General features: G+C 63.7%; 19 protein-coding genes. 1 reads left to right on the forward strand and 18 read right to left on the reverse strand.

The features are described from left to right. Window positions 1-8: 8 nt before the first annotated feature. Window positions 9-1,607 (reverse strand): hypothetical protein, encoded by a 1,599-nt coding sequence (locus tag ABNQ39_RS20560; protein ID WP_376960100.1) that lies wholly within the window; start codon window positions 1,605-1,607, stop codon window positions 9-11. Next, on the reverse strand, window positions 1,604-7,474 hold the full coding sequence (locus ABNQ39_RS20565; protein ID WP_376960101.1) for a phage tail length tape measure family protein: 5,871 nt from the start codon (window positions 7,472-7,474) through the stop codon (window positions 1,604-1,606). Before ABNQ39_RS20565 ends, ABNQ39_RS20560 begins: the two co-directional genes overlap by 4 nt. Before the next feature lie 94 nt (window positions 7,475-7,568). Here ABNQ39_RS20565 and ABNQ39_RS20570 point away from each other — a divergent pair, with 94 nt between their 5' ends. Next, entirely contained in the window at window positions 7,569-7,949 is a 381-nt protein-coding gene (locus ABNQ39_RS20570) for a hypothetical protein (RefSeq protein ID WP_376960102.1), read from the forward strand. A 2-nt stretch (window positions 7,950-7,951) separates the two neighbouring features. Here the strand turns inward: ABNQ39_RS20570 and ABNQ39_RS20575 are convergent, their stop codons facing one another. The 16 genes from ABNQ39_RS20575 to ABNQ39_RS20650 all read right to left on the reverse strand — a co-directional run bounded on the left by ABNQ39_RS20575 (window position 7,952) and on the right by ABNQ39_RS20650 (window position 18,614). Further along, the gene (locus ABNQ39_RS20575; RefSeq protein WP_376960103.1) at window positions 7,952-8,191 is read right to left on the reverse strand and encodes a hypothetical protein; all 240 of its coding nucleotides are present in this window, start codon (window positions 8,189-8,191) and stop codon (window positions 7,952-7,954) included. 65 nt (window positions 8,192-8,256) lie between these two features. Next, the gene (locus ABNQ39_RS20580) at window positions 8,257-9,000 is read right to left on the reverse strand and encodes a hypothetical protein (protein ID WP_376960104.1); all 744 of its coding nucleotides are present in this window, start codon (window positions 8,998-9,000) and stop codon (window positions 8,257-8,259) included. Window positions 9,001-9,028: 28 nt separating this feature from the next. Next, window positions 9,029-9,442: a hypothetical protein gene (locus tag ABNQ39_RS20585; RefSeq protein WP_376960105.1), complete on the reverse strand. Its 414-nt coding sequence runs from the start codon at window positions 9,440-9,442 to the stop codon at window positions 9,029-9,031. Between the two features lie 54 nt (window positions 9,443-9,496). Next, on the reverse strand, window positions 9,497-9,997 hold the full coding sequence (locus tag ABNQ39_RS20590) for a hypothetical protein (protein ID WP_376960106.1): 501 nt from the start codon (window positions 9,995-9,997) through the stop codon (window positions 9,497-9,499). Window positions 9,998-10,091: 94 nt separating this feature from the next. Further along, window positions 10,092-10,820, reverse strand: a complete 729-nt coding sequence (locus ABNQ39_RS20595; RefSeq protein WP_376960107.1) for a hypothetical protein — start codon at window positions 10,818-10,820, stop codon at window positions 10,092-10,094. Then, the gene (locus tag ABNQ39_RS20600; RefSeq protein WP_376960108.1) at window positions 10,807-10,995 is read right to left on the reverse strand and encodes a hypothetical protein; all 189 of its coding nucleotides are present in this window, start codon (window positions 10,993-10,995) and stop codon (window positions 10,807-10,809) included. The genes ABNQ39_RS20595 and ABNQ39_RS20600 overlap by 14 nt, the downstream gene beginning before the upstream one ends. 8 nt (window positions 10,996-11,003) lie before the next feature. Then, window positions 11,004-11,438 carry a hypothetical protein gene (locus ABNQ39_RS20605; RefSeq protein ID WP_376960109.1) on the reverse strand — a complete coding sequence of 145 codons (435 nt, stop codon included), beginning with the start codon at window positions 11,436-11,438 and terminating at the stop codon, window positions 11,004-11,006. Between the two features lie 7 nt (window positions 11,439-11,445). Continuing rightward, window positions 11,446-11,928, reverse strand: a complete 483-nt coding sequence (locus tag ABNQ39_RS20610) for a hypothetical protein (protein ID WP_376960110.1) — start codon at window positions 11,926-11,928, stop codon at window positions 11,446-11,448. 3 nt (window positions 11,929-11,931) lie between these two features. Further along, window positions 11,932-12,885, reverse strand: a complete 954-nt coding sequence (locus ABNQ39_RS20615; protein ID WP_376960111.1) for a hypothetical protein — start codon at window positions 12,883-12,885, stop codon at window positions 11,932-11,934. Beyond that, the gene (locus ABNQ39_RS20620) at window positions 12,885-13,679 is read right to left on the reverse strand and encodes a phage minor head protein (protein ID WP_376960112.1); all 795 of its coding nucleotides are present in this window, start codon (window positions 13,677-13,679) and stop codon (window positions 12,885-12,887) included. The genes ABNQ39_RS20615 and ABNQ39_RS20620 overlap by 1 nt, the downstream gene beginning before the upstream one ends. 1 nt (window position 13,680) lies before the next feature. Beyond that, entirely contained in the window at window positions 13,681-14,076 is a 396-nt protein-coding gene (locus ABNQ39_RS20625) for a hypothetical protein (RefSeq protein WP_376960113.1), read from the reverse strand. A gap of 4 nt (window positions 14,077-14,080) precedes the next feature. Beyond that, a complete protein-coding gene (locus tag ABNQ39_RS20630) occupies window positions 14,081-14,260 on the reverse strand; it encodes a hypothetical protein (protein ID WP_376960114.1) in 180 nt (59 codons plus the stop codon). 10 nt (window positions 14,261-14,270) lie between these two features. Continuing rightward, the gene (locus ABNQ39_RS20635) at window positions 14,271-14,939 is read right to left on the reverse strand and encodes an NUMOD3 domain-containing DNA-binding protein (RefSeq protein ID WP_376960115.1); all 669 of its coding nucleotides are present in this window, start codon (window positions 14,937-14,939) and stop codon (window positions 14,271-14,273) included. Window positions 14,940-15,012: 73 nt separating this feature from the next. Further along, complete coding sequence (locus ABNQ39_RS20640) at window positions 15,013-16,179, reverse strand: P22 phage major capsid protein family protein (RefSeq protein ID WP_376960116.1); 1,167 nt, start codon at window positions 16,177-16,179, stop codon at window positions 15,013-15,015. Between the two features lie 137 nt (window positions 16,180-16,316). Further along, on the reverse strand, window positions 16,317-17,078 hold the full coding sequence (locus ABNQ39_RS20645) for a DUF6651 domain-containing protein (RefSeq protein WP_376960117.1): 762 nt from the start codon (window positions 17,076-17,078) through the stop codon (window positions 16,317-16,319). A gap of 84 nt (window positions 17,079-17,162) precedes the next feature. Then, window positions 17,163-18,614, reverse strand: coding sequence for a DUF4055 domain-containing protein (locus tag ABNQ39_RS20650; RefSeq protein WP_376960118.1), 1,452 nt, complete (start codon window positions 18,612-18,614; stop codon window positions 17,163-17,165). Window positions 18,615-18,618: the final 4 nt, after the last annotated feature.

Here is an 18,618-nt window from a genome sequence, read left to right on the forward strand (position 1 = left end):
GTTGGGCCTCAGAGGTAGAGGTTGAGGTCAGCCGTCTGGTTGGACCAATCAGGCGTGATGCCGGTCACCAGGGCCGGGCGCCCCGCCGACATGCCGAACCGGGGAAGCTGAATGGTGACGATCTTCATCAGATCGACCGCCGCCGCGGTGGTGGGGCCGAACTTCACCTTCATGCGCGCCCGACGAGGGCCACCCTTCTTGCGCTGGGCAAGCCGGCGGCCCGCTTCCGTCGATGTCACCGTCTGGTCGATGAAGAGCGTGTCTTCCGTCGTCTGCCGAGCCAGAGGGGCATTGGTCAGCGTCGTGGCGTCTTCCTGCTTCACCTGCCGGGTTTGCTCCGTCAGGAATTGCAGACCGTGGGTCGTGGACGTGGAAGCAAGGGAGATGCCGGCCAAACTGTCTTTGGACTGCACCAGCCAGTTCTTGGCGTAGGTCAGCGCGACGCTGTAGGCCGGGCTGGCGGTGCCGTCTCCGGGGTTCTCCCATTCCCATTCGAGGATGTCGCCATCGCTTGCTTGGGCCGGCGTGCCGTTACGCAGCACCTTGAAGATGACCACGCCGCTTCCGCTCGGTTCTTCCACGCGGGCTATCCGCCATGTGCCACCGGCATCGAGCCACGTCACGAACCCGCCGGACGACAGGAGGTTGGTGATGGCGTCGCGCCGCTGCTCTTCGCTGGTCCCGAGCCAGATGCCGACCTCACCGGACTGCGCCGTATCAGCCGCCGTCACGTCGCTGCTGCTGATCGTGGAGATGCCCCACACGGCCAGCATTCGCTTCCACACCTGCGCGACGGTACGGGCGGCGCTGTTGGCTCCCTCGCTGCCGTCTGCGGTGATCTCTCCGGCCGGCGTGGAGCCAAGACGGACATAGGTTCCGTCCGTCCCGGTATACCATTTCCACTGGCCGGCGGACGGCTTCACGGCGTCGTTCTGAACGTCGGAGATGGTCGAGAACGCCCCACCAGCGGTCAGCGTCGACCCTTTGTCGTAGACCTTGGAAAGGGCTTGCATCGCGCGGACAGATGCTTGGTAGATCAGCTTGTCCGTGTTCACGCAGACCAATTGCACGTTGTAGTTCGTTCCCCACCATTCCGGCTTCCACTGGTCCTTGATGTCGTCCACCCCCTCCAGCCCGGCGGGAAGGCTGTTGGAGCCGGCAAACTTGGTGGACTGCGCCGCCTTGTCCAAGAGGTAGGCGATCTGGTCTCGCCACCGGAAGGTGACACGGTCCCAGGCGAACGCCGCCCCTTCTATCACTCCCGTCGCCAGCACCGTTGCCGAGCTGTAGGCGGTCGTGGCATCGGGCAGCAGCAGGAGCCGGCCGGAGAACCCATACGTTGCCGCATTGGTCACCAGCCAGTCCAGCCAGCCGTCGATGTTCTCGATGTCGATTTCCGCCAAGTCCAGCTTGCCCGCGCCGTATTCGCTCTCCGATTGCCAGACCGAGCGCGACACCGTAGCGGTGGCCTGCGCGTCACCCAGGACGGCGCCCCGGTAGAAGCCGGGGGCCGAAGGGTGGGCATAGGCTGCGGAGCCAGCGAGGATGGTCTTTGCCCCGGCCGAAACCGGGTCGTAGACAGTCGCTTCAAACAACAAGATCGTCATTCACGAAGCCCCCCGCCGGCCGCCTTTTTGGCGACGGCCTTCACGTTGTCCGCCACTTCGGCCAGCCCGTTGAGCGTGCCGTCCCCGGCCGCCGCTGTGGTCCTGAGAAGGGCCGTCAGCAAGCGGTTTTGCTCCTCAAGCAGTTCGTTTTGCCGCTTGATGTCGGCAGACTGGCCGCCCGAGTTGCCGGAATACCGCGGCTGGTACGGCACCACATTGGAGCCGCTCCACCGGTCGTTCGCCGCGCCCCATGCCCCCGCTCGCATCGCATCCAGGGCGGGCCGGTACATGGCCGTCTGGTTGGCCGGCATCACATACTCGCCGCCAGCCAGAGCGATATTGCCTCCGCCGGCATAGCTGGCGATGACACTATCCACTCCGAACATGCCGTTGCCGACGATACCGCCGGCCGCAAAGCCGGGGATCGACCGGGCGCCGGACAGCACCTCGTTCTTGCCGTATTTCTGGAACCAATCGGCCAGATTGAACGACGGATCAGCAGCACGAGCCGCCTGGATGTCCGAAAACCCGCCGAACTTCGCCTCAATGTCAGCGTTGCTGAAGGAGTTCAGCACCGCCGTTTGAAGTTGGGTCCGCGTTCCACTGTCCTGGTTTCTAGACCACTGCCAGATATCGGCAGAGTTGCCGCTGTTGATGCCCCTGATGATGGCAGCAATGTCGGCCGGAACGGTTTGCAGCGCCCTCAGCGTGTCCTGCTGAATGCTGATCTGCGTATCGAGCCTGCTGACCTGTTGCGATGCTAGCGTCACTTGACGTGAAGCCACGCTTTCAACATCACCAAGGCCGCCCGTCACTTCATTGAAGATACGGGCGTAATCCTCGTTGCTGGCGTAGTAGGCCCGCGCTGCCGTGAGCGCAGTCTGCGCCAGACCTGACACCTGACCCGCCGCGTCCACGTCACCGCCCTGCGCCCTGCTGAGCGCATCACGGTAGGAGGAAAGAGCGGCGTCCATTCTCGACCTAGGGTCGAGAGTGGACAAATCGCCAACAAGCAGGCTTTGGCGGGCCTGTCCAATGGACGATTGCAGGTTCTTCCACGAAGACAGCAGCGAATTCGCGGCCGACTTCTGCTCATTCAGAGCGGTGATCTGTGCCTGAGCATTGTCCTGCCTGATCTTCCCAAGCAGCGTTTCAAACTGCGTGGTCTGTTGCAGGGTGTTTGCAGTCTGTTGAGCGTTATCGTTCGCCGTCGTCAGTTGCGTGGCAAGGCGCCCGATGTCGCCGCCAAATGTCCGCACCACGTCCGAAAGCTGATCCGTAGTGAGGGTCTTCAGCAGTCCACCCAGCGAGGCGTTGAACAGGTTGTTAGCCCGTGTCGCCGGCTCGCCAACAGCGGCCAGAGAGCGCGTGTTCTCGCTCAGCGTCGTCAGGAAGCCACTGATCTGGTTCACGTAACCGCGGCCAGAGGCTTCGTTGGTCTGCTGATCCAACGCCAAGTTAAGGCCCGCCGCCAAGCGCGCTCGCGTCTCGCGCTCGATTTGGTCCACATAAGTCACCATCTCAGGGTTGAGCTGGGCATACGCTTCACGCGCCGATTGAAACTGGCCTTTCAGCGCGGCCATGTCCTGTTCGGCTTGAGTGAAGTTGGGCGGGTTTCGAAGCTGGTCCAAGTACTCCTTAAGCTGGTCAGTGGCGAGTGCCTTATAAGCGTCGCCAATGCCAAGCTTCTGAGCCCTGATCAGATCATCGATCATTGGCTTGAAGCTCTCGTCCGCGGCCTTCTTCGCTGCGTCAGTGAGCCCGCCCAATGTCTTGATCATCGACTTAAGCGCGGTATTGCCTGCGTCGATCTGCGCTCCTAGCCCGATGTCCTTGGCCGCCTCCTCCCAATCCGTGGCCTTGGTGTTTTGCAGGGCCTTGATGGTGTTGGCCCCGCCGCCCTTCAGACCTCCTTGCTCAATCAGCATGTACCTAAGGGCGTCGCCAAGCGCGTTATCACCCTTGCCGAACTCCTTGTAGGGGACGCTGCCGGCGACATAGAGACCCTTCGCCGCCGTCTGGCCGATGCCAAAATCCTTGGTCAGCGTGCCGCCACCCATCGCCGCCAAAGAGAAGATGGTGGAAAGCGCGTTGCCCAGCCCCTTGCCGGCGGCCGGATCGCCGTCATTGTCCGTCTGGACATTGCCGTAGGTGGCTGACTTCCCTCCCGCGTTGATGGTCACGTCAGCCGACGCGGTAGGCCCGACAGTCGGCTTCTGCGTGCCAGCGATGGCTGTGATCGCCGCCAGCACCGCCGCAGCAATCCAGCCATAGACCGGGATGGCAGACAGAGCTGCCGTAGCGCCAGCCATGCCGCTGACACCAGCCGCCGAAGCTGCCGCGCCCATGCCCATGGCGCCCATAGCGGCAGTACCAGCCGCCATGGAGCCTACGCCGAGAGCTGCACCAGACAGCGCGCCGCCTACCTTGCTACCACCCATGAACTGGTTGCTCAGGTATGCGCCCCCCATGCCGCCCAAGAAGCCGTAAGGCGCCGCCGCTCCTAGCGTCGTTCCCAGGCCGCCGGATATGCCTGTCGGCGTCGCGAGGCTTGTGGCACCGCCACCTGCGAGCATTCCGTTGGAGGCAACCATGGGAGCGCCATAGCTGACGCTTCCGATGCCGAGGGTGCTGTAGCCAAAGCTGTCAATGGCGCTGGTGATGCCGCCGGTCGCCGACGGGAACAGCTTGTCGGCGCCATACGATACCCCCTTGGACAAAAGGGAGTTGGTCAGGCTGCTGCCGCCGCCCTGACCGGCTGCACCAGGGGACGAGACGCTCAAGTCCCACAGCGTCCCGTAGTTCGTCCCGAACATGGCGTTCGACAGCGGCCGGATAGCCGCCATCTTCACCAGATCGGTGATGAGCGACGAGACGATGCCCTTGGCGATGTTGCCGAAGTCAACAGCGCTTCCCTTGCCTTCCACGAAGGCGTTTACGATGGCATCGCCAACCCGTTCGAAGGACTTCTCCAAGCTGTTGGCGATGGTGTCGTAGGCATCCTTTTGGCGAGCGATCTGCTGCTCAAGCTCGGCATTCTGGATTGACCGATCACGGGCCGCATCAATGATCTTCCGCTCACCTTCGGACAGGTTCTCATAATTCCTGCCTTGCTTGATCAGCAGCTCATTGATGTCGTGTTCGGACTGTAGGCGAGCGGCTTGTTGCGGCGTCGCCCCGACAAGCTTCTGTTGAAGCTGAAGTTGGCGGGTCTGGCCCTCAATCTGCTTGTTGTAGTCCTCAAACGCCTTGCTATCTAGCGACTTGGCCTTCTTTTCCAGCAGAACGATGTTGTCTGCCAGCTTCTTGCCGAAGTCGGCTTCCGTCGGCACCGCCTCCTTGATCGTCTGGGCATATGCTTCGTTGTAGACCTGTGCGTCACGGGTGGCTTCCGCCCCCTTCTGCATGCCGGCAACGAGCCGTTCGGTAGCGTCCACCTCCAGCTTGATCGACCCGGCGAAGTCGGCGTGGATTTGCGTCCGAGCGGATGCTTCCTGCGCCTCCAACGCCTGCCGGGTCGCATCGCCCAACCCCTTCACCGCAGCCGCGGCGACTTGGTTCTCGATGGCAGCCCGACGCTGCGCCGCCTCACCCTGCCCCGCTGCCGCCGCAAGCCGCTCTTGGGCCTGCGTCTGGAGCGATAGCTGTACCGTGGCTTCTGCCGCGGCGTGGGTCACGCCGGCCTGTGCCGATGCCGTGGCCGTGTCCACCTGCGCCTTGCGCTGCGCCGTGGTCGTGGCCGTGCCGAGAACGTTGATGCGCTCCTTTTCCTGAGCGATCTGCACCGCAACTTGCGGCGAAGTGTTTCCGGCATACTTGGCGTCGATCTTGGCAAGCTCTTGGCTCTTGTAGGTCGCCAAGTCCAGGCCAGAGGTGCGGACGGTGTTAAGGTCCTTGATCTGGTTCTGAAGCGCCTCGACAGCCTTTCCGCCCTCGCCGGCGGCAGCGCCCATGCCCGGCCCCATGCCCTTCTGGAGCACGGCCAGATCGGCGTTTGCCTTGTTGAGCATCTGCCCAAGGTCATCGTACCGCTGTGTCGTCTCGACCGCGGCAACGCTGGCCTTGTTGGCGTCGTTCACCATGCCTTTGATGAAGGAACGGCGGTTGTCCTCCGTAATCCGCAGGCGGAGTTGAGAGACAGACGCCTCAAGCGCTGCAAGTTCGGCCCGGTCCTTTGTGGTGTCTACGGCTTTGCCGGAACCGCTTTCGTACTCACCGAACAGCGGGATCGAATAGGTGGGCTTACTCAGGTTGGCGCGGAGTTCTGATATCCGCTTCTCGGTCTGCGCCAACTGCCGCTGCGGCGACATGCCGTTGACGGCTTCGTCGATAGCACGGCCGATCTTCGTAGCTGCTTCGCTGGCAGACGTTCCGACCGCATCCCATGTCCGCGCCCACCAACTGGTCTGCTCCGCCGCCCCAGCAATTCGCCGGCCAAGGGCATCGACCAGGAGGGTCTGCGCCTGCGTCTTCTGACCGCTCGCCGTAAGCTGCTGAATGTAGAGAAGCTGAGCGCCGTTGATGACGCCGTACTTGGTCGCCAGTTCCTGCGCACCCTTTGCGGGATCAGTGAACATGGCGCCAAGGGCTTTGGCCGCCTCGTCCTTAGACTGCCCGGTGACGGCAGCATAGTCCTTCGTGATGGCGATCAGGCTGGACATGACCGGGGTGGCAACAGACCCCAGCTTGGTATATGCCGCAATCGTCTCGCGAGCGAAGGCCGAAGACACTCCAGTGGCAGAAGCGATGCTGTCGGCATAGGCGGCCATCTGGTCGCGCGTCATCCCCACCGAGTTACCGGCCAGCTTGTTGACGTTGTCGAAGTCACGCAGGCTGCCCGTGTACTTCTCATACGACACGACAGCGATGGCGATAGCGGCTGCCGTGGCGATGGCAGGCACAGCAATGCCAGCGATAGCGGCTCCAGAAGTCCCGGACTTGACCGCCATTTCGCCAAGTGCCGGGGCGGCCTGCCCAAGCTGCGTCGTGAGCGCGGTCAGAGGGTTCATGCCGGCCATGATCGACTGGCCGAAGTTCACGAACGCCGCGTTGAGCGCCAGCGTGTTGTTGTGGCTCAGCTTCATTGAGCCGGCCAGCGACTTCTGCGCCGCGTCCATCATCTGCGTCTTGGCGGTCAGACCAGACAGGATTGCCGCTTCTTCCGTGGCAGTCAGCGTGCCTGCCTTCTGGAGCTTGTTGAACGCCTCCTTGTCGGCCGCAAGCTGCTGTTGCTGTTTGATGAGGGGGGCGTATTTGCCAACCAGCGTGTCGGCCGACTTCACCAGGGCAGCGGAAGCGGCTTCGTCGTCAATCCGCGCTTTGGTCAGCTTCTCGACGCTGGCGGTCGCGTCCTGCGCCACCTTGGCCGTTGCAAGGAGCCCGGCATTGGACACCTGCCCACCGGCACCAGCGGCAACAGAGGCGTTGAGCGCGTCCTGTGCGGCCTTCTGCTGCGTCGTGGCCTGCGTCTGCGCCTCGCGGGCTGCCTTGGCGGCGGCCATGCGCTGCGTAATGCGGTCTAGGGCCTGCGCTTCAGTCTCCGCTGCCTGCGCCGCCGCCTTGCTGGCCGTGGTCCGGGCGGTGGACGACTGGACGCTTTCCTGTGCCGACTTGATGAACGCCGCCTGCGACTGGACAAGCTTCTCCATCGACGCGGAGAGACCGTTGACAGCCTTTTCCAGCCCGAGAATGCCGGCCGTATTGCCGTTGGCAGCTCCAAGGCCCAAGCCCGCCCCGGCTTCCTTCGCGGCGGACAGGATTTTGCCATACGAAGCAGCAATATCCGTGTTCCACGCGATGATCTGCTCATGGCCCTTCTTCGCCTCATCCGTATGGATGCCAATGGAAAAGGCAACTGCGTCAGCCATGGCGCTTATCCCATAAGTAGGAAGACGCGCCGCATGGACGCGCCTTGGTTATCACGGTACGGTGTGTGGTTTGAAACTGAGCGCGCCGGAGACGATGGCCGAACTGACCCGCTTCCCTTGGGAGCCTGAGCTACAGGATGCGAAAGACCTCACCCCGTTCGTTGAGCGGATTGAGCGGCTTGAAGACCTATGCGGCGTGCGGATCGGTGGGATTTCGGCGCACCATGACAGCGTCATGGCCGATGGACGCCATTTCATCAGGGTCATGGCCGAAGTCATCGGGCTTGCCGGCATCGGACACGTCCTAGACGCCTCTGTGACGGTCCAGTGCGTGGCCTATGACGCCACCGGCCGCGTGGTGGGGGTTGCCGACGAAATGCTCTGGCGGGAAGGCTTCAGAGGTCTTCACGCCCTTAGCGTCAACCTCTTCTGCCAAGCCGAACCGACGCGCTTCGTCATCTTCCCCCGGAAGTAACGCTATCGCTTCACCAGCCAAGACGCCATCGCGTCGCCTTCCGCCTTAGCCTGCTGCACCGGGTCGATGCCGTCGTCCTCGTTCAGCAGCCGGCCGGTTTCTTCGTTCCGCAAGCGGCTGTCGAAGTCAGACATCATGTTGAGTGCGGCCATCATAGCGACGGGTTGCTCCATCACGTCATTGGGCAGGATGATCGTCCCGCCCATGCCGCCGCCTTGGTAGAGCCGCAGGATGTTCACCATCTGCCACGCCCACGGCTCTACATCGGCCTTGCCCTGTTGCCTGTGGCTGGCAATGAGGGCGCGTCTTAGTTTTTTGCGTCGTTCTCCGTCAGCGTGGACAGGCGCACCAGCTCGCCGTTGATGGCGGCCAGATACGGCTTGACCTCAGGGTCCTCCAGTTCCGCCTCCGACAGCACCTTGCGCGACGGATGCAGGGCGAGGTGCCGGCGGATGCGGTAGGTGGCCTCCAGATTGGCATAGAGCTTGTACGGGGCCATCAGGGTCCGCCACGCGTAGAGCTTGCCTGCGGCCTTCGCCAAGGCTTCCCAATCGGCGCCGGACACGCTGTCTCCAGCCTCAGCCAGAGCGGCGGCGCGCTCGATGGCGGCAATGGCGTCGTCAGCGAGGCCTTCATCCTTGGCTTCCGCCAGAATGTCGCCGATCATGTCGCGGAGGCTGGCCTTGGTGGGCAGGTCCGGGTCCATTTCCATGTCGTATTCGACCAGGGCCATGGTGCGGGCGGTCGGGACGATCAAGCTGAAGGTCGGGTCGGCCTTGGCGCGGGCCTCTTCGGCGGCGCCCAGAGCCTTCTGTGCGGCCATCAGTTCGAGATTGGCGCTGTTGGCCTTCGCGACGGCATCGCCCCATGCGGCAGACAGCGCCTCGTCATCAGGGCTGGCATCTCGAGCAGCCGCCGCGGCGGCGCGGGCAGCGTCAGCCTCGTTGACGGCAGCCTGCGCCTTTTCGAGCGCCTCACGGGCGACCTTCACGGCGGCAGAAGCCGGGCGGAACTCAACGGTGTCCTTGGACGAAATCGGGAGGGTAGCCATGGGGAATTGTCCTTTGTCGGAAGGGGAGTTAGGCGGACTTGCCGCGGAATTTCTGAACGACGGGGGAGCCGACGACAGCGACGCTGACAGGCGGCGGCACAATCTCAGGGGTGCCGTCTTCGCCGAACTTGACAGTCGTGCCGTCTCGGAAGTGGATAGCCTCCACTGCGGCAATTTCCCCAGTAACCGGATGTCTGGTGCGCCACTCCGCACCGCTGACAATCACGTCCGGCTCAATCATGAGGATTTGCGCCTGCAATGTGGTCTGAGCGTAATTCTCTAGGGTGATGGTGGCTCCATAGGAGATCATCAGCGCTTTCGTCAGGTCGGCGCCACTTTCTGTCTCGACGATCTTCACGCCGCCATCGGCTTCTTTGGTTATCCGCAGCATTTTTGTCCTCATGTCGGTGAGGGGCGGCGGGCCTCCGACAAGACCCGCCATTGCGCGCGCTCCCCATCCCCGCAGGGATCGGGTTCCGGTGTCGGCCGGGTTCGGTTAGGTCGCCGCCGTGATGATCGGGGCGGAGTTGATGAAGAGGTTGCTCTCCAGCGTGACGACGTTGTTGGGGCCGTCGCGCTTCTCCATCGCCGTGGCGACCTGCACCTTGACATCCACCAGCGTGCCGTGGCTGGCGCTGGTCAGGACCGAGCGACCGGACACGCCATCCGGGAAGACCAGACGCAGGTTATAGTTGCCGGCCTTGACACCCTGAGCGGCGACGAGAGCGACCTGTCCGGCGTCCGAGCGGTCACGGGCGGCGGTCATGGTGGTGGCGCCGTAGTCGGTCGAGCCCTTGGCGCGCTGCACCGGCTGGTTGACGCACTCGACCTTGACTTCTGCATCGGCCGGGCCGAACGACGGGATCGTCAGGACGCCGCCGATTTCCGTGTAGGTGTCAGTGGTGGGGTCGGTCGCCGTGGTGCCGAGAAACACTCGGGTGCCGGCGACGGTGATGGTGGTCGGCGTGGCCGCCGCGGTGGTGTAAGACAGCGCCAAGATGGCTCTCCATGAAAAAAGGGAGCCAAGCGGCTCCCTGTGAAGGCCCGCCCCAAGGCCGACAGTGCGGGGCTACCGGCGGCGCCGGGTATGGTCAGGCAAGCAGGCTGTGCAGCCGCGCCTTGTGGTCTCTGTTGCCGTAGTGGCTGAGTTCTATGTGCGGGTCTGCCACGACCTTTCCGCCGATGCGGCGGTAGTCGTCACAGAAGCCGTAGTCTTCCGACAGCTCGTAGCCATCTCGGAACTGCCAGCGGAAGAAGCGGGTGTAGGGCTGGCCGTCCGTCTTGGTGACGCGCTCCGGGTTGCCGTGCTTCTCGATGGCATCGAAGACCAGCCGGTTCAGCAGCAGGAAGCCGGTGCCGATCATGGCGACCTCGAAGGCTCCGGCCGCGTCGTGCGCCGGAGCGTCGTCCAGCGGGCGGAAGCACCATGCGTTCATGTCGCTGTCGGGCGCGTCGTTCCGCTTTCGCCCTACCCCGCCGATGAAGGGATGAGGAGACGCCAGAAGCCGGACCACGTCCCATGGCGACCAGCTCATGTCCGCGTCGATGAACAGCAGATCGGTGAAGTCCGCCTTGAGGAAGCCGGCAACCAACTGGTTCCGCGCCGTGTGGATCGGCTGGCCGGCGACGTGGCACCATCCGTGATGGATGCCCAGCCGGGACAGCAGCGCCACCGTGCCCATTGCAGCGGCCTCGTGCTGCCAATGTGGCCGGTCGTAGACGGGAAAGGCGAGCATTACCGACCGCTTGCGAGCGCGATCCAGCGACAACCCTTGCGCCTCCCAACCTTCGACCGTGGTGGCCTCGTCAGGCGTCAGCATCGTGAACCGCCTCTACAGCCTCCGGCACAGGCTCATCAGCGGCAGGAACCGCCACGCCCTGCGCCACAAAGCTTTCGGCGTAGTCGTCCCTCACCTCGTAGGCTTCACCGGCCACGAAGGGGGCATCCCCGCCAAGGATTGAGCCCGGCAGGTTGATCAGGAAGCGGATGCGCATGATGGCTCCTATTGGATGCGGAAGCTGATCTGGCATGCCAGCTTGAACCAGCCGTCCTTCGGCAGTTCCATCGGCTGGCTGAACGAGTAGGCCCACAGTTTGGATGGCCCGACCGTGAAGATGCGCTCGCGGTACAGGGCGCTTGCGGCGTCGATCAGTTGCCGGGCACGCTGCTTGCCGGTGCCGATGGGCGTGTGAGCCGATACCAGCACCGTGGGATAGCCGGCGTAGACATCGCCCGCGCCGATCTTGCGCCGCGTCCCGGCGGATGTGGACACCTCCATCCAAGCGGAAGGATCGGTCAGCGTGGCAGGGTCCAACGAGACGTTGTCCCACCCGACGTTTGCGTAAGGCGTTGCCGTCCACTCCCCCGTGCCGCCGTCAGCGACGGACAGCCACGGCGCCAGTAGAGCGGCCTCGATCTGGTCAGCAGTCGCGGTCATCGTGGCCTCAGAACGGTATGTCGGATGCGATCAGGCTGCTGCCCCAGCTATAGCCGGGCGTGAAGTGGCTCTTGGTGAACTCGGCAGCCATCCTGCCAACCTGCGTGTGCTGCTCAACCCGGCTGTAGTGCGGCGCGCTGTCAGACAGGTAGACCGTCTGGTAAGCCCGCAGGCCGTCCAGCCGACCCATTGCCTGGAAAACATCGGGCGCCGGGTACGGGGTTTCGTGGTGGGGCCAACTGCCGGGGTTGTCGGGCTCATAGGAGCCGTCCGGAGCGCCGATGCCGATCCTGATGGACGCCCGGCTTTGACCGGACCACACGTCGTCGGCCTGAAATCTGCTCCAGGTAAACTTGCCGGCCGACCAAGTAGCGAATGCGAACTCCACCACCTGCTTTTGCGCCTCCACCACTGCGGGCTCAATCACCTCGTCCGTCAGCCGGTTGAGAGCGGCCAGCAGTTCGTCGGGAGTGCGGCAGATGATGGTCACGACCTACCCCCGCGACTGGATTTCGTAGACCGCCACCACGTCTCCGGCATACTCGGGCTTGACCGTCACGACCGACCGCGGCGCGGCGCTGTCGATGATGACTTGCCAGTCAGCCGGGGCGGGTGTCGGGATGGCGTTCCCGTTCACGTCCTTGGTTCCCACGATGACCCGCAAGTCCTTGACCGTGATCGTCGTGCCGTTGATCAGGTTCGCGTCGTAGCCGGCAATCAGCGCCTTGACCGAGTAATCCGTGTTCGTGATGACCGGGTTCGCCCCGCCGCTCTTGGTCTGCTTCCTGAGCGTGACCGTCTTGCCGATGAGGCGGATGACCGTGGCGTAATGGTGGATCACGCTGTCGGTCAGGAGCGTGGTCTGCACCGCTGAGATGCGCCAGCCAAGGTCCGTCAGTTCGGCGCTGTTGATGATGTACTGCCGGAGCAGTTCGTCGGTCAGCAGGTCGGCAACGTCGATCTGGACGCTTGTCACCGCGGGCAGCAGGACGCGCCACGACGGATTGGCCGGGTTGCCTGCCACGTCCTCTAGCGGCAGGTCGCCGCGGGGGCTTTCCACCAGGATCGACGCAGGCCAGCCGACAGCGACGGGCGACGTTCCGCCCTGCGTCAGGCTGACCGTTCGGTTGCAGCCAACCGCGAGGATCGGCAGGAGCGGCTGTTTCGCTGCGATGAAGAACGTTCCGGGATCGCCCGTCAGGTAGTCGCCAACAGCCACTTGCGAGCCGTCAACCATCGCCTGCCATGTGGCTTGGCCGTAGGTGTTCGGCTTCGTGTAGTTGCCGTCAGCGGTGAAGTGCGCCGGCAGCGCCGTCACCACCTTGTTGCCAGTAGCAAGCGGGTCTGTCGCGTCGGATGGGCGGTACACGTCGAAGGGAAGGCCGATGCGTTGGGCTGCCTTCGCATACCCGCCGTACACCTTCGCCTGAAGCTTGGTCCCGTCCATCAGAACATCCCTTCCTCAGAGACGGTTATCTCGGTATGGCACCGGCAGCTCGCATGTGCCTTGGGCATCATGAAGCCGCCGGGGAATGGGTCAGCGATGTGGACGGTCACGCCGTCAAGCGGGCCACAGGTCGAACACACGAGTTCGTCCCTCTGAGTGACCCAGCGCTTCGTGACCACGGCGTTCGTGGCGCGCTGCTCTTGCTTCCCGGCAGCCATGCGCCCGGCCTGCACAGCGTCCCACAGCAGATCGCCGGTTAGCGTCTTGGCCCGGTCCTTCACGGCCTTGTCGGCGGCATCCACGAGCAACTTGGCGGCCTTCTCTGCTGCCGCCCCGCCCTCCATCGCCTTTTCCCAGATGTCCAGAAGCGGCCCCGCCTGATTGGCGTTGATGCCGGCGACCTTTTCTAGGATGGCGGACAGGTCATCGCCCGTGACGCCATTCATCTGCCCCCAGGCGACGACCTTCTCGACCGCCTTGCGGGTGTTGTCCACGATGTCGCGGATTGCCTTCTCACGCGCTGCCGCTTCCGCCGCAACGGTCGCCTCGTCCAGAGGATCGTACCCCAGCCACACGGCCCGAGCGGCGCGGTCGTGCGCCTTGCTGGCCGGCGCTATGGCCTTTGCAACATCATCGGCGAAGTCCGCCCATGTGTCCGGTATCCACCACATGACGACCGACATGCGCGGGCGCAGGGACAGCAGGGCAAGCACCAGAGCAGCGGCGATCACCGCGGCTTGCTCTTCGGCGGCTCGCTCTGCCTCCTTCTGGTCGCGCGTCAGGTCGTCGGCCATATCAGCACCTCACAAGGCGGCTCTGCTGTTGAAGGCCGGGGCCGTAGGGAAGCCCAAGGAAATCGCACATGGCGCATCGCCACTGGCGGAACAGCGACGTTCGGTCGCCCACCTCGTTGGCATTCCTGACCCATACCGCGGCGGACGCAGTATCCAGATTGTCTGCGGCGCCAAGGATGCCGGTTTCCAGCGTCGCAAGGTTGGTCAGGTAGGTGTTGACCAGCACCGCTTCTTCTGAGACGGACAGCGTCGTCAGCCGCTTGTGCAGCGACATGATGACCATGCCGAAGCGCATGTAAACCGTGTCTTGGTCGTCGTTCACCGGCTGGGACGTGCCGGCAACCCAGTACCCGGCGTAGCGCCTCACGTCCGCCAGTTGCGCGTCGGTCAGGGCCATAGCGTCACTCCTGAGAAAGGGCTTTCGGAGGCCGTCCGCGGCGGCGTGGCGCCTCATCGGCAGGATCGGCCTGCCCATACAGTTCGTGCTCGTCCGTCACGTCTGTGGCGTTGATGACGATGTACCCTAGGGGGTTTTCGGCAGTCACAGGCGAGACGACGCGCACCGTCTTGGGGTGTTCCATCGTCACTCTCCTAACCTTCGCCCTCTCGGGCCTTCTTTGCTCGCTTGGTTTCCCAAGCCTTCAGGGCTGCGGCGCGGCGCTGCTCTGGCGTTTTGCTGTTGATCATCTTGCTCACGTCCTCTGGCTTCATCTTTCGGCCAGTAGCCGCCTCGCGCATCTTGCGCTTCGTCTCTTCCGAGTGAGCGCGCCCCTTCATCGGGCTTTCACGGCCCTTGATCGCTTCGCTGAGTTTCGCTCGGTGGGCGTCTGATTTTGGCTTGCCCTTCAGACCAGCGCTTATCCTGTCGCGCTCAACGTCCGGCGCCACTCGGCCTCTGTTCCCTGCCCAGATTTTCGCCATCATCTCGGGGTCGCGCTTAACGCCGCGCTTCGTTTCGGCGATTGCCTGCGCAACGAGCCTGCGCACCCACCCGAACGTCTTGTTCGTGGGGCGCATCCCCCTGTTTCCCATGCTCATGGCAAGAAGGCCGTACACGACCTTTGCGTTGCCGGGAAACATCTTCACTAGAAGCTCATGCGCAACGAAGTGTTCTTCGGCAGTCAGCCTGACGATGTTTGACGGCTCGTCTCCGCCACCCATACAGCGCGGCACGACATGATGGGCTTCCGTGTATCCGTCAACCAAACCACGCGCTCTCGCCCGGTCTATCAGGCTGTCATAGATACGCTTGTAATCCATGGGCTGGCGGCTCCTCGCAACGGTGGACACCGCACGATTATACCGCCAGTTCATGTATTAGTGAAGCGCCACGTTAGCCGAGCAACAGCGCAACGTGTTCATTTTTAATGCACTTTACGCCCCACGCCAAGCGCACATGATAAACTAGCTGCATGAACTGCTTATACACGGCGATGTCATAAGTGATGCCGCTGACCGGGTCGGTCACCTGCATCATGTCATCGGCGCTGTCCATCGGCTGCCCAGTCGGGCCGACCGGCAGGGCCGGGGCGCGGGTGATGAGCTGCACCGCCGACGTGGAGAAGGCGACGTTCGGGGTCGCGGTGTTGCCGACCGTCACGTTGGTGGCGGACGTTCCGATGGCGACCTTCAGGCCGGGGTTGGCGATGGTGATCGCGCCGGCCGCGCTGACGCCGCTGGTCACGACGTACTTGTTGCTGTCGCCAGCGATGGTGATGGTGTCGCCGGCAAGGATGGTGCCGGAGCCGGTGATCAGGGTGATCTGCGTGGCGCCAACAGCGTACCCGGCGGTGTCCGTGGTGTAGCTGGCGCCCGTGCCCTTGGTGACGGCCTGGATGGAGTTGGAGTTGTGGATGTCCATGCCTTCCAAGCGGCCGATGATGCCCTGACGCAGCAGAACGTCGGTGCCGGCTTCGTTCACCTTGAAGAGGACGTTCTGCTTGCCGCGCAGGTTGGCGATGCCGGCCGAGCCCAGGACGAGTTGCAGATCGGTCTGCGGCGCGCCGTTGTCGTCGAGGATTTTGCGAACCTGCGCGATGTCCGAGAGGTCGCCAGCGGTGCCGAACGGGGCGGTGCCGGCGGTGCCGTAGGCGCGGGAAGCGGCCTTGTAGGTGGCGTTGAACAGATCGGTTTCGATCTGGTTGGACAGCGCGCGGAACGCCTGAGCGAACTGGTTGACCAGAATGCCCTGATAGGAGCCGGCGTTGATCAGGCCGCGCTGCTCCTCGCCGTTCCAGCGGATCGGCGCGTGCTTGCTGTTGCTGATCGTCATCGTCACGTTGCCGATGGTCTGATCGCCCGTGTTCGGGGCGGTCACGGCAGGCGTGTTGTCAGCCAGAGTGGTAGCCGGCGCAACCGGGATCATGATGGCCTGGTTCAGCGCGGCGCGTTCGGCGGACGAGTTCCGGGAGACGGCCGGGATGAAGCCGATCTGCTCACGCGAGACGACATCGAGTGCTTCGTAAATGGTCGGGATAAGACCGGTAAGCGTATTTGCCATGGTAGCGTGCTCCGAAGATGGGGAGTTTCAGTTGTGGTGGTGGGCTATCCGGCCCGGTTCGCCTCTCCCCATCCGAGGAGCGGGCAAGGTTAAGGCGCCGCAGAGCACGGCGCCTGGATTGGTTGATGACTGATTGGTCAGTCGGTGATGGTGTGCGACTTCGCGGCGGCCATCTGTTCGGTTGCCGGGAGCGCGTTGAACGCGGCGCGGGTCATCGACTTGCCACCGGCACCGCCAGAGCCGCGGGCACCACCGCCGGAGCCGCCAGAGCCCTTCACGATGGTGTCTCGACCGCTCCAGCCGTCCACGAGGATGCCGATGGCTTCATCGAACGAGGCCACCTCGCCCGGACGCTCTCGGCTGTAAACCTTGTCCTGACCGCGGTAGGCGACCACCGCGTCATTCTCGACCTTGAAGTGCTGGCCGAAGATGGCCTGCACCGCGTCGGGCGGGATGGTGATCTTGTCGCGGATGAAGGACGAGCCAGCGAAGGCGTTGCCGAGGGTCTGCTGCGTCAGCTTGTTCCCAAGCGCGTCACGCTCCCCCGTCAACGCCTCGATCTGCTTCTGAATTCCGGTGAGCTTGTCCTCATATGCCCTGGCGGTCTCCGCCTTCACGCGGTCCACCTCGCCGGCATCGATCAGCTTCTTGGCGTCGAGATTGGCGACGGTGTCCAGGGCCTTGCGGGCGGCCTCAGGGTCCAGCCCGTCGAACGCCTTGGCCTTGGCCTCGAATTCCTCCGCCTTGATCCGGTGCCCCTTGGCTTCGTTGTTCAGACGGTTGATCGTCGCCAGAGTGGTAGCTGCGTCGAAGGGGATTTCCTTGCCGTCACTGTGTCGGTACAGCGGCTTGCCGTCCTGCAACTTGACGTGTCCGGCTTCGTCGAGAACGAGTTCCATGTGCTCTCCTTTGGCCCATCCAGGCCGTGCGCCCCTTGCATCCGCGTCAGGGCATGAAAAAACCCGCCGGAGTGGCGGGCTCGGTTAGGCCATCTCCGGCTGTTTGGCCGGCGGTTGTTTCGGCGGCTTGGTCGGGTCACCCCGGTCAACGTCAATGCCGTCTTCGTCCAAATCCTCCGCCTCTTCCGGCGCAGGTTGACCGGCGATGCGGGCTTGCTCCTCGTCCCACGGGATGTCGGATGGGATGATGTCGCGCCGCTGAAGCCCCTTGAAGGCGGTTTCGTTGGAGACGATGCCAGCCTGACGAGCTGCAAGCAGCGTGGTCATGGACTGGTCAGACAGGTTCGTGGCCCCGAAGTCTTTGAACAGGGAAACCTCTACCTCAAGGTCTGGCTTGCCCAGCCACGCCCCCATGAGTTCAAGGCACTCTTCCAAGCTCTCTTCGAAAATCTCCACGATCCGCTGAAGGATGGACTTGCTGCCCTCCGTCTCGCTGACCGTTTGCGTCGCCGTCGCCGTGTTTGGCCGCTGGACGAGGAGTTCAGCGCCGGTCTGGCGCATCCTGTCCTCAAGGTCCAAGAGCGACTGCCGGCCAGCTTCAATAGCCGCCCCGCTGTGCTCCACGAACTTCATGTCGGCATCGGCGGAGGTGGTGCGAACGAACGACCCTGCGCCAAGGGTGATGGCTTCCTTCTCCCCCAGCCCCTTCACGAACAGCAGCGGGACGCGGGCCGTGTGAAGGATCGTCTGCTGATCGGACGATGACTGGTAGTGCTCGACGTTCATAAACGCCAAATCAAGGAGCGGCGGCCGTCCGGCCCCGAACCCCTCGCGGATGCCGTAGAAGAACACGAACGGGATGCGGTCAAGCGTCGTGCTGCCCTCTTCATGCACCCGCCACACCTCGCGCCCATCAGCGCCTCTGACCTTTCGGTATGTGGCCCAAGCGCCGGGGGTCAAGACCCTGACTTGTTCAACGCACTGTTCGCCCCATTCCCCGTCAGGTTCCATCACCGTTTCGAGCAAGCGGAGCTGCGTCAGCGTGTCCCCCTCAGCCCGCCATCCGAGAATGGACGGAGCGCGGTAGACGGCGAAGTATGGTCGCAGCCCGGCGGCGGCCTCGTCAGCCTTGGTTCGCACCCCATCAGGCTTTGGCGGCATGTCCACCAGAACGCCAGACAGGCCCATCCGCGTGCATTCGAGAAACAGCCCGGCGGAGAAGGCATGCAGCGTGACGCCCTCGCCTGCGATGTCCTCAAGCAGCTCCTCCATATCGTCGTCGATGCCTTCGACATGGACCGGCTTGCTGAACGGCTTCGCGGCCAACACTTCAGTCGTGCGGCTGAACGCGGGGAACAGCGTCGCCGTCGATAGCCGGGCGCTGTAGCTGTCCGGGTCTTCCGCAGGGAACTTGGGCAGCAGCTTCTCGCCAGCCTTCCGCATCGCTCCCGTGCCGCCGACAAGCGCCTCTATCATCGGCCAATGCTCCGCCATAGCGCAGACGGCAGCGGATTGGCTGTTGACTTCGTTCGGCATGGGA

This window comes from Azospirillum sp. A26, from assembly GCF_042604635.1.
Classification (GTDB): domain Bacteria; phylum Pseudomonadota; class Alphaproteobacteria; order Azospirillales; family Azospirillaceae; genus Azospirillum; species Azospirillum palustre.